Raw genomic sequence first — 11559 nt, forward strand, 5'->3', positions numbered from 1 at the left:
AAATGAAAAAAGTAATTTCGGTTTTAGCAGTTTTTGTTTTAATTTCTTGCGGATCAAAAAAGGCATCAGATTCAAAAGCATTATATGAAGTTTTGACAACACAATCTGACGGGGGTGGAAATATCAAATTTTATGAGATTTTGACAGAACCAAACGAAATCAAAATGTTAGTAAACGATCCTCTTTTGGCTGATAAAATGAAACAGGATGATATTAGTAACTCGAACTATGTTATTTTGAATATGGGTGAGAAAAATACTGGTGGCTATTCTATTGGAGTTGAAAAAGTCGAGGAAACGGATAAAAATATTATTATCACTGTGAAAGAGAACAATCCGGCTCCAGATGCTATGACTATGCAGGTAATTACTTATCCTTATACGGTTGTAAAAGTGCGCTCTAAAAAAGAGATTATAATTAAATAGTACTTCTTCTGAAGTCTTAAGATTCTTAATGTTACAAATAAAAAAACCTGACGTAATTAAGCGACAGGTTTTCTTCTTTTACAATTATTTTTTAATTTTATTTTAGAATTTGAATTTGATACCTAAACCAACATCAAATCCAAAATTATCATCGTCGTAATATCCTGAACCAATTTCAGGTCTTGCGTCTAAAGATAATAGGATTGGCACTTCTTTAAAGCCATATTCGATACCGATATCACCTGCTGCAAAAACATAAGTTCCGCTGTCATTATATTTAACATTTCCGTTATAATAATCATGATCCCAGGCAGCGATACCAGCACCAACACCAGCGTACCAGTTAAAACCTCCGTCGATATTCCAAACCCATTGGTAAAGACCAACTGCTTTAATAGCGTCAACATCGCTACTGTTTCTCCATCCTAAATCGAACTCAAGTCTGTTTTTGTCGTTTAATCCTCTTTGGTACGATATTTCTCCTCCAAATCCGTTATTGTCTCCTAAGCGTAATCCAAGAGCGTTTTTAGCAATGTCTTGTGCCTGAGCCGTAAACGCTAATCCGAATAGCATAATGGCAGATAAAATGATTTTTTTCATAAAAATGGTTATTAATTTTTTTCAAATGTACTTTTATATGAAAGGATAAAACGTATAATACTTTTTAAAATTGTTATATAATTCACATTTTTATGGTGATTAATATGGGTGATTAGTGGAATCACTCATTGTAAATGGTAAGTTGCTTGCGTGTAATGATTTAGCTTTTACCAATCAGCCAATTAAGAAATTGAAGTTTAATTTGTCCTTGATTCAAAAAAAATCCTGTCGTAATTAAGCGACAGGATTTCTTTTACAGTTGTTTTTCACTTTTATTTTAGAATCTGAATTTGACTCCCAGACCTACGTCAAATCCAAAATTATCATCGTCATAATATCCTGAACCAATTTCAGGTCTTGCATCTAATGAAAGCGTAATGGGTGCTTCACTGAATCTATATTCTATACCAATATCTCCGGCAGCAAAAACATATACTCCACTATCATCACCGTAATGAGATCCAGATCCATCATAATTATAATCCCATGCTGATAGACCACCACCTACGCCAGCATACCAGTTAAAGCCTCCATCAATATTCCAAACCCATTGGTAAAGAGCTACTCCCTTAATGGCGTCGACATCACTACTGTTTTTCCAGCCTAAGTCGAATTCAAGTCTGTTTTTTTGATTCAATCCTAATTGATATGATATTTCAGCACCAAATCCATTGTTGTCTCCTAAACGTAAACCTAAAGCGTTTTTTGAAATTTCTTGTGCCTGAGCCGTAAATACTAATCCCAAAAGCATAATGGCAGATAAAATAATTTTTTTCATAAAAAAAATGGTTGTTAATTTTTTTTGAATTTAGTGTTATACAATGATATACAATTTACAAAAATAGAAAAATTGTTGTAAATTAATATTTATTTGGTGGCTATTATGTAACTGATTAGCAAATAAATTTGGGAAGGGAGTTTTTATTTACATATAATGTTTTACCTTTTAACAATCATTGAAGTAATTAATTGTGAAGTTAAAATATCTTCCATTTCGAATAAATTTTCTTCTTCTTCAGTCAAATTTGATTCGGCATAGGTGAATAATTTCCAGCGTTTTTTGTGGTATTCCAATGCGGTTAAGTTTTCAACCCAATCACCCGAATTCAGATATAAAGTAGATCCGTGTTTGTTTTCTATGGTAGTGATTTTTGGTTCATGAATGTGTCCGCAAATTACATAATCGTAATTTTTTTCGATTGCTAAATCAGTTGCAGTAGTTTCAAAATCAGAAATAAATTTTACTGCTTTTTTTACGCTTGCTTTTATTTTTTTAGAAAACGAATAAGGTTCGCGGCCTAATTTAGCCAGACACCAGTTTGCAAAACGATTGCTTAGGATTAGATAATCATAGCCCAGGCCACCTAATTTTGCAATCCATTTGGAGTGTTGTACTGAGGCATCAAAAACATCTCCATGAAAAATCCAGGCTTTTTTACCGTCTAAATCTAAAACTAATTTATCAAGGAGTGCAAAATTCCCCATGTTCATGTCGCTGAATTTGCGGAGAATTTCATCGTGATTTCCAGTGATGTAATACACTTTTGTGCCTTTAGATGCCATTCCTATAATACGTTGAATAACTCGTAAATGTGCTTTTGGAAAATAAGATTTTCTAAATTGCCAGGCATCAATAATGTCTCCGTTTAGGACTAAAGTTTTGGGTTTAATGCTTGATAAATAGTTGTTTAATTCTTTGGCGTGGCTTCCGTAAGTTCCTAAGTGAACATCTGAAAGGACAACTAACTCGACATTTCTTTTTTTCAATTTTTCCTGATTTGAAGTTTAGCAAATAAAAGAAACTTGAGTCAGTTTCATTTTATCAAATGGTTACCAATTTGGCTTCAATTTTAATAAATTATGATTTTTATCCAACTTAGTCTTTACTTAATAATACCAACTTTAAATTTTTTAATTTAATTCATAAAACTTACATTTGCTCAAAACAAATTACAATGGCAGGAAATAGCTACGGCACCCTATATAAAGTTACAACATTTGGAGAATCTCATGGTGAAGCTTTAGGCGGAATTATAGATGGATGTCCATCAGGAATTGAACTTGACTTAGAAGCAATTGAGGTTGAAATGTCTCGAAGAAAACCGGGACAATCAGCAATTGTAACCCAAAGAAAAGAACCAGATGCAGTTCAGTTTTTATCTGGAATTTTTGAAGGTAAAACAACCGGAACTCCAATTGGTTTTATTATCCCAAATACCAATCAAAAATCAGACGATTACTCTCATATAAAAGATAATTACAGGCCAAGCCACGCTGATTATGTGTATGATCAAAAGTACGGTTTTCGTGACTATCGCGGTGGCGGAAGAAGTTCTGCACGTGAAACTGCAAGTAGAGTAGTAGCGGGCGCTATTGCAAAACAAATGTTACCTGAAATTAAAATTAATGCTTACGTTTCTTCTGTTGGTCCAATTCATTTGGATACTCCTTATCAGGAATTAGATTTTTCAAAAATTGAAAGCAATCCGGTTCGTTGTCCTGATGAAAAATCAGCAGCGATTATGGAAGAATATATTCGCGATATCCGTAAACAAGGAGATACTGTTGGAGGAGTTGTTTCATGTGTCATTCAAAACGTTCCAGTTGGTTTGGGAGAGCCTGTTTTTGATAAATTACATGCTGAACTAGGAAAAGCAATGCTTTCTATTAATGCGGTAAAAGGTTTTGAATACGGAAGTGGATTTTCAGGATCTGAGATGAAAGGAAGCGAACATAATGACTTATATAATCCAGACGGAACTACAAAAACAAATCTTTCAGGTGGAATTCAGGGTGGAATAAGCAACGGAATGGATATATATTTCAGAGTAGCTTTCAAACCTGTTGCGACTATCATGCAGACACAGGATTCATTAGATAATAAAGGAAATATTACACCAATGACCGGTAAAGGCCGTCATGATCCTTGTGTAGTACCTCGCGCAGTGCCAATTGTTGAAGCAATGGTGGCGATTGTTTTGGCTGATTTTTACCTGATCAACAAAACGTATTAATAAAAGTTAAGACAGTGAGGGTCTTAATATTTTAATTTAAAACAACAAATTAATGCAACAGCAAGTTACAGAAACCAAAAAAAAATCATTTCTTTCAGGATTAACAGGGCAGATTATAATTGCTATGGTTCTTGGAGCAACTTTAGGAATTATATTGCACAATTATATTTCGCCTGAAGCTGCACAATCGTTTAGTAATAAAATAAAAATGTTGGCAACCATTTTTATTCGTTTAGTACAAATGATAATTTCCCCTTTAGTATTCACCACTTTAGTAGTGGGAATTGCAAAATTAGGAGATATTAAAACGGTTGGAAGAATCGGAGGAAAAGCGCTAGCATGGTTTTTTACAGCATCTTTTATATCTTTATTAATTGGGTTGTTTTATGTAAATGTTTTACAGCCAGGTGTAGGTTTAAAATTAGACCATGTTGATATGGCGGCTGCGTCAGAAGTGACTGGTAAAACTAAAATACTTTCTGTTGAGAATTTTGTGGAGCACATCGTGCCTAAAAGTCTTTTCGAAGCAATGGCAACCAATGAGATTTTACAAATCGTAATATTTTCTATCTTTTTTGGATTGGCTGCAGCTTCCTTAGGAAGTACTGTAAAACCGGTAATAAATGCTTTAGATAAAGCTTCTCATATTGTGTTGAGAATGGTGAATTATGTAATGAACTTTGCTCCAATTGGAGTTTTTGGTGCCATTGCAGGAGTATTTGCTATTAGAGATGCAGAAGAGCTAGTACTTACTTATTTTAAATTCTTTGGATCGTTTTTGATCGGAATTAGCACCTTGTGGGTTCTTTTAATTGCAATTGGATACATCTTCTTGAAAGGAAGAATGACCGAGTTATTAAAACGTATTGTAGGCCCATTGGCAATCGCTTTTGGAACAACAAGTAGTGAAGCTGTTTTTCCAAAATTAACGGAGGAATTAGAGGAATTTGGTGTAAAAGACAAAGTAGTATCTTTTATGTTACCGCTTGGATATTCGTTCAATTTGGACGGGAGTATGATGTATATGACTTTCGCCAGTATTTTTATTGCCCAATTTTATGGTGTTCATTTAGATTTAGGAACACAAATGGTAATGCTTTTGGTTTTAATGTTAACTAGTAAGGGAATTGCAGGTGTGCCAAGAGCTAGTTTAGTAGTAGTTGCGGCAACGTGTGGTATGTTTGATATTCCGGTTGAAGGGATTGCATTGATTTTACCTATTGATCACTTTTGTGATATGTTTAGAAGTGCGACAAACGTATTAGGAAATGCTCTTGCAACTTCTGTTGTTGGGCAATGGGAAAGTAATAAGGAAGAGAAATTAAATATAGTAGAAGAGAATTAATTTTTTTCTTTAATTACATAAAAAAAGCCGTAATAACTTTCGTTATTACGGCTTTAATTTTATTGCATAAAATTATGCTACTTTTCCTTTTCTTCCTTCTTCCGTTTCTGGTTCAGCAGACGTATCACCTCCATGAACAGTTTTCAATTGTGCTTTTGTTAATTTTTCAGATCCTTCAGATTTTAAAATTTTTTCTAACATAGTTTAAATTTTAAATGCACCAATCTTGATAAGGCACTTGGGGTTTGTATCTGTAAATAGGTGTTAAGAGTATAATTTTATTTCAATTATCCTGTTAAAAAAGATATTATTTTTTCAATATAATTCTTGTTATATAGGTTGTTGCTTGAGTCTGGTTAATTTTGATAAATATTTTACGGTTTTACTTGTTTTAAGATGTTAACCTTTAAAAAACACAAGCAAGCTAAATTTGCCATATTTTGAGCGTGATTAATTTTGTAAAAATTTAGGTCTTTTTTTATAGCTTAATAATGTATATTTGAGAGCAATATATTAACTATGTTTAGATTTCGAATATTTTTAGCGCTGTCTTTATTACTGAATATTGTTTCATTAAAATTAATAGCACAAACTAATACTGAAGCTTCAGTTAAAGCAGATAAGCTTGTAAAAGAAGCATTAGTTAAATTCCGGGAATCAAACTTTGAAAAATCATTAATTATATCCCGAGTTGCATTAAATTCTGCAACAAGTGCTAAAAATTATTCTTTAATTTCCCGCTCTTATAATATCATTGCTGCTAATTACAATGAATTGTCAGAAGTTGACAAAGCTATTTTCTTCTATAAAAAAAGTTTGTATTATGCCAATAAAACAGATAATGATTCTATAAAATACAATCTCTATAATAACTTGGGGAATATGTATTGTTTTGAAAAAAAGCAATTCGATAAAGGAATTAGTTATTATAAAAAATCGATAGCGTACGGTTTAAAGATTAATGACTTGAATCAAATTTACTTTACGAATGTAAATATTGCCTGGGCCTATTTTGATATTGGGAAATTCAAGGAAGGTTACCCCTATTTAAGATTTGTTGGAAACAATACTGAAAAATATGGTGATAAAACCACCGAGATTGTTGTAAACATGCTTAACGGAATGTATGCAAGTTACTCCAATGAAGATGATACGGCAAATGCTTATTTCTTAAGTGCAATTCATGCGGGACAAGACAGTGAGGAGCAATCAGATTTATCTTTCGCACATTTAGAATATTCAAAATTTTTAACCAGAAAGAAAAGATATAAAGAAGCCTATGAAAATCTGGCTTCATACAATAAAATTACAGAAGCATTATACAATCAGCAAAAACTGGAAAAAGCCTCTATTGCTGGTTTTAATTTGGAATTGGATGAATACAAAAGGCAGATTGATAAAATTGAGAACGAAAAAATTTCACAATCTCAAAGTCTAAAAAAATCCAGAATCATTGTAATTCTTTTTGTTTTAATTTCGCTTATTCTTCTTGTTTTGATAATTACATTGATAAAGAATATCAGATTTAAAAAGAAGCATAATTTAGAGCTTGTAGAAGCAAAAGAAATTGCTGAGGAAGCTTCTCTCCTTAAAACACAATTTATTTCGACTATAAGCCATGAATTGCGTACGCCCTTGTATGGCGTTGTGGGTATTACAAATATGCTGCTTGAAGAGCATAAAGAATTGGCACAAAGTCAACATTTAAGTTCCTTAAAGTTTTCTGCACGCTACCTTCTTTCTTTGGTAAATGATATTTTGCAGATTAATAAAATTGAAGAAAATAAAGTTATTCTTGAAAATCTGACATTCAATATCTCAGATGAAATTACAATGATTAAAAATTCACTTTCTTTTCTTTCTCAAAAAAACAATAACAAAATTAAGGTTTTTATTGATCCCTGTATTCCTGAATACCTGATTGGCGATAAATTAAGATTAGCACAGATTTTAATGAATCTGGTTAGCAATGCATTGAAATTTACAAAAGACGGAGAAGTAGAAATTATTGTTAATTTGAATAAAGTAGAGGAGAAATTTTATTTTTTAGAGTTTCATATAAAAGATAATGGTGTTGGAATTGCAGTTGTTGATCAGAACAAAATTTTTGAGAAATTTGTTCAGGTCGGAAGAAAAGAGGAGGATTATCAAGGTACCGGATTAGGACTTAGTATCGTAAAACGACTTTTAGGATTGTTTGGCAGTAAAATTAATCTGGAAAGTAATATTGGTGAAGGAACTTCATTTTCGTTTGTAATTCCGTTTGAACATGATCCTCAAAAAACAAAAAAAATTATTGATGAAATAGAAGTGGATTTGACATCCAGCGAGGTTTATAAAATCTTAATTGTCGAAGATAATCTTATTAATCAGTTGGTTACAAAGAAGATTATCGAGAAAAATAATTATGTATGCAAAGTAGTTGATGATGGTTTTGGCGCGTTGGATATTATTGAGAAAGAAGATTTTGATCTAATTTTAATGGATATTAATATGCCACTAATGAATGGATTTGAAACTTCTAAAAGAATTCGTTTAAAGGGGATAACAACACCAATTGTAGCATTAACAGCATTTGATAAGGACGAAATTACTGATGAGTCTATTTCGTCAGGAATAAACGATATTATAGTAAAACCGTTTGAGCCAATTAAACTATTTAAGATTATAAGCTATTTAATAAAAGAAACAAAAAACGTTGGTTAATACCAACGTTTTTTATTTTGCTTAGAAGCATTTGATTTTCTTGATTTATGAGCGCCACCGCTTCGGTTTGAATTTTTAGGTTTTTCAGCCGTTGCCTCCGGACTTCCTGAATGCCATGGGTAAGGATGGTCCGTAATTGTTTTTACATCTACTTTTATTAGCTTTTGAATGTCCTTCCAATAAGGTTCTTCATCTTTACCACAAAATGAAATAGCAATTCCACCGTTTCCTGCACGTCCGGTTCTACCAATTCGGTGAACGTATGTCTCAGGAATATTGGGTAAATCAAAGTTGATTACATAAGGTAATTGATCAATATCGATTCCTCTCGCAGCAATATCTGTCGCAACTAAAACGCCAACTTCTTTGTTTTTAAATGCATCCAAAACACGCTGTCTTGCATTTTGTGATTTATCACCGTGAATGGCTTCAGCTGGAATATCTTTTTTACGAAGTGCTTTTACAACATTATCTGCGCCATGTTTGGTTCTTGAAAAAACCAATACATTTGATAACTCTTCGTTTTTTATTAAATGATATAATAAATTTCTTTTCTCTGTTTTTTCAACAAAATAAACACGTTGCTCTACAGTTTCAGCAGTTGATGAAACGGGAGAAACTTCTACTTTTGCAGGATCTTGCAGAAACATTTCAGCCAGTTCGCGAATCGCAATTGGCATTGTTGCAGAAAACAATAAAGTCTGACGGTTTTTAGGTGTTAATTTTACGATTTTTTTTACATCGTTTATAAAACCCATATCAAGCATCTGATCGGCTTCATCCAGAACCAATGTATGTAAATGGTCTAAATCCAGAAATCCTTGTTTCTGTAAGTCTAATAATCTTCCTGGTGTTGCTACCAGAATGTCAACACCATTTTTTAAAGTGTCAACCTGAGGATTTTGAGAAACTCCACCAAAAATCGTCAATTGAGTTAGGTTGGTGTATTTGGCATAAGTATCAAAACTTTGTCCAATTTGAACCGCTAATTCACGCGTTGGTGTAACTATAAGAGCACGAATTTGTTTTGCTTTTTTTGATGAGCCTACAATTCGGTGTAACTGATGTATAATTGGAATAGCAAATGCCGCTGTTTTTCCTGTACCTGTTTGTGCACAACCAATTAAATCTCTTCCCGATAAAACGATCGGAATAGATTGTTCCTGAATAGGTGTGGGGTTTAGGTAGCCTTCTTCAAATACGGCTTTTTGTATACTTTTTGAAAGTGATAAATCTTCGAATAACATATCTTAGGTATTAAGATTTTAGTTTAAAGTACTAAAATTCTGTGCAAAGATAGGTTTATTCGGCCAATCGTTTATTTGAATTGGGGTTTATTTAGGAAATTCACTAATTACTAGTAATTAAAATTTTAGTTTAGATTAGATTTTTTCGTTGTTGGCCTTGATGAAATCGGTTACCAGATAGCCAATTAATTTTCCTATTAAATTGTTATTTGGAGAATCAGCTAAATCTGGGGCACCTTCACAAATATGTAAATAGGTAGCATTTTTATGTTGTCCAAAGAAAGAGATAAACTGTCTTAATTCTTCTACAGAAAAGCCACTTATGGTCATGGCACTACTGGCGATATTTGGAATGGCATCCAAATCAATTTCAATACCGAAAGAATCATTTTTTATGAAATCTAAGGCCATGATCATTTCTTTATTGAATTCCTTTTCTTTTCGAATGTTTACGCTGTCGTAAGTATTATAGCGAACACGATCTTCTAATTTTTTAATAATATCAAGAACGCTTTTTGAAGTATAATTTTCATGCAGTCCAAAAATGAAATATTTTTTCAGGAAACCTTCTTCATAAGCATAAGAAAAACCGTTTCCGCTGTGGCGTCCTTCTAAAATTCTGAAATCAGAATGCGCATCAAAATTAATTGCATTTATAGGTTTTCCTTTAGCTAAAGCGGAACCTTTTATATTTCCGTAAGCATTATTATGTCCTCCACCAATAATAATTGGCGTTTTTCCAGCTTTTACAATCGTGAAAATAATATGAGAAACTTCCTTGTCAATTTTTTCTACTAACTGGCTTAATTTAGATCGGTCGTCAATGTCATTAAAATCAAGATTTTCAACATCGCGCATTTCTTGTGCAACATTTATTTGGCCCAAAATAATAATTTGGCTGCCTTTGCAAAAACGATTATGCTGAATATTAGCAATACTTTTTATTGCACACTGCCATGCTGATGCTGCTCCGGGTCTGCCGTAGTTTGCACGCACGCCAATATCTTCAGGAATTCCCAAAAGCACATATTTAGCCTCACTTTCTTTTAGAAAAGCAATCTTGTCAGCACCTTTAGGGATAACAATCATCTTCTCTCCAAACTTTATTTCACCACTTCGATGATTTGTGACTTTTGCTAAATCATTAACAGTAAAAGGAATTAAATTCTCCATAAAAAAAAATATTGTCCAAAAATAATATAATTGTATTAACTTACGTTATTAGGATATATTAATTCTTAAATTTGTTTTAAAGAAAATTATTTAAATATGGAAAACCCAAAGAACAACAACTCAAGTCTAAAAGCGGTAATCGCAGTTTTAGCAGTCCTACTTATTGGTAGCTTAGTGTATATTTTTAAATTGTCTTCTGATACAGAAGTAGTTAAGACGGAACTTACAACCACCATGACAGAGAAAGAATCTGTTATGAAAGATTTGCAAGAATTGAAAGCAACTTATGATGCTGCTATCGCTGAAAACACATCTATGTCTGATGAGTTAATTCAGGAAAGAGATAAAGTAGTAGCGTTGATGGACGATTTGAATAAATCTAAAGGAGATGTGTCTAAATACAGATCTCAGGTTCAGGCAATGCAAGGTAAAATGAAAACTTTAGTTGCTGAAAACGACGAATTGAAAAAACAAAATGGTGTTTTGACAGTTCAAAGAGATAGTACTATTGTGGTTTTAGGAGAGTCTAAAAAGTATAACGAAGTATTAGTTGGTCAAAACGAAGAATTGGCTAAAACAGTTGAAAAAGGTTCTAAATTATCAGTTTTAAATACTAAAACTATTGCTTACAAAGTAAAAGGTTCTGGTAAACAAGTTGAAACAGATAAAGCAAGCCGTGCAGACGTTTTAAAAGTTAGTTTTACAATTGCTGAAAACTCAATCGCTAAATCTGGAGATAAAACGTATTACGTACAAGTTATTGATAGTAAAAACAATGTTTTAGGAGATAAAAAAACGGAGACTTTTGGAGACAATACTTTAACTTATAGTTTTAAGACTACTGTAAAATATGAAAATAAAACAGTACAGGTTTCTGAAGACTTAATTGGTAAAGATTTCGAAAAAGGAACTTACTTTATCAATGTTTTTGATAATGATGAATTGGTTTCTAAAACTAGTTTCTCTTTAAGATAAGACGTCCGGAGGGATAATAATACCACTAAAATATTAAAGGTCTGTGAAGTTTTTTTCACAGACCTTTTTTTATT

At 32.4% G+C, this 11559-nt stretch carries 11 protein-coding genes; 5 read left to right on the forward strand and 6 right to left on the reverse strand.

The features are described 5' to 3' along the window. Positions 1–2 precede the first annotated feature (2 nt). The gene (locus Q7C23_RS12480; RefSeq protein WP_375032830.1) at positions 3–425 is read left to right on the forward strand and encodes a protease complex subunit PrcB family protein; all 423 of its coding nucleotides are present in this window, start codon (positions 3–5) and stop codon (positions 423–425) included. Between the two features lie 102 nt (positions 426–527). Here Q7C23_RS12480 and Q7C23_RS12485 read toward each other — a convergent pair whose 3' ends face one another. The 3 genes from Q7C23_RS12485 to Q7C23_RS12495 all read right to left on the reverse strand — a co-directional run bounded on the left by Q7C23_RS12485 (position 528) and on the right by Q7C23_RS12495 (position 2792). Further along, positions 528–1025 (reverse strand): hypothetical protein, encoded by a 498-nt coding sequence (locus Q7C23_RS12485; RefSeq protein ID WP_072972045.1) that lies wholly within the window; start codon positions 1023–1025, stop codon positions 528–530. Positions 1026–1302: 277 nt separating this feature from the next. Beyond that, positions 1303–1803: a hypothetical protein gene (locus Q7C23_RS12490; protein ID WP_375032831.1), complete on the reverse strand. Its 501-nt coding sequence runs from the start codon at positions 1801–1803 to the stop codon at positions 1303–1305. Between the two features lie 161 nt (positions 1804–1964). Next, positions 1965–2792: a UDP-2,3-diacylglucosamine diphosphatase gene (locus Q7C23_RS12495; RefSeq protein WP_375032832.1), complete on the reverse strand. Its 828-nt coding sequence runs from the start codon at positions 2790–2792 to the stop codon at positions 1965–1967. A 188-nt stretch (positions 2793–2980) separates the two neighbouring features. Between Q7C23_RS12495 and aroC the strand changes: the two genes are divergently transcribed. Further along, the gene (aroC, locus tag Q7C23_RS12500) at positions 2981–4039 is read left to right on the forward strand and encodes a chorismate synthase (RefSeq protein ID WP_375032833.1); all 1059 of its coding nucleotides are present in this window, start codon (positions 2981–2983) and stop codon (positions 4037–4039) included. 52 nt (positions 4040–4091) lie between these two features. Beyond that, positions 4092–5384 carry a dicarboxylate/amino acid:cation symporter gene (locus Q7C23_RS12505; protein WP_375032834.1) on the forward strand — a complete coding sequence of 431 codons (1293 nt, stop codon included), beginning with the start codon at positions 4092–4094 and terminating at the stop codon, positions 5382–5384. Positions 5385–5456: 72 nt separating this feature from the next. On the opposite strand, the gene Q7C23_RS12510 is transcribed toward Q7C23_RS12505, so the two are convergent. Beyond that, positions 5457–5585: a hypothetical protein gene (locus tag Q7C23_RS12510; protein WP_375032835.1), complete on the reverse strand. Its 129-nt coding sequence runs from the start codon at positions 5583–5585 to the stop codon at positions 5457–5459. 318 nt (positions 5586–5903) lie between these two features. Here Q7C23_RS12510 and Q7C23_RS12515 point away from each other — a divergent pair, with 318 nt between their 5' ends. After that, positions 5904–8090, forward strand: coding sequence for a response regulator (locus tag Q7C23_RS12515; protein ID WP_375032836.1), 2187 nt, complete (start codon positions 5904–5906; stop codon positions 8088–8090). On the opposite strand, the gene Q7C23_RS12520 is transcribed toward Q7C23_RS12515, so the two are convergent. Both Q7C23_RS12520 and Q7C23_RS12525 read right to left on the reverse strand, forming a co-directional pair. After that, positions 8087–9337: a DEAD/DEAH box helicase gene (locus tag Q7C23_RS12520; RefSeq protein ID WP_026984469.1), complete on the reverse strand. Its 1251-nt coding sequence runs from the start codon at positions 9335–9337 to the stop codon at positions 8087–8089. The two genes, Q7C23_RS12515 and Q7C23_RS12520, sit on opposite strands and share 4 nt — an antisense overlap. Before the next feature lie 135 nt (positions 9338–9472). Beyond that, positions 9473–10510 (reverse strand): formimidoylglutamase, encoded by a 1038-nt coding sequence (locus tag Q7C23_RS12525; protein WP_375032837.1) that lies wholly within the window; start codon positions 10508–10510, stop codon positions 9473–9475. A 96-nt stretch (positions 10511–10606) separates the two neighbouring features. Here Q7C23_RS12525 and Q7C23_RS12530 point away from each other — a divergent pair, with 96 nt between their 5' ends. Continuing rightward, entirely contained in the window at positions 10607–11485 is an 879-nt protein-coding gene (locus Q7C23_RS12530; RefSeq protein WP_072972025.1) for a hypothetical protein, read from the forward strand. Positions 11486–11559: the final 74 nt, after the last annotated feature.

It is taken from the genome of Flavobacterium sp. LAR06 (genome assembly GCF_041946075.1).
In the GTDB taxonomy this organism is placed as follows: Bacteria; Bacteroidota; Bacteroidia; order Flavobacteriales; family Flavobacteriaceae; genus Flavobacterium.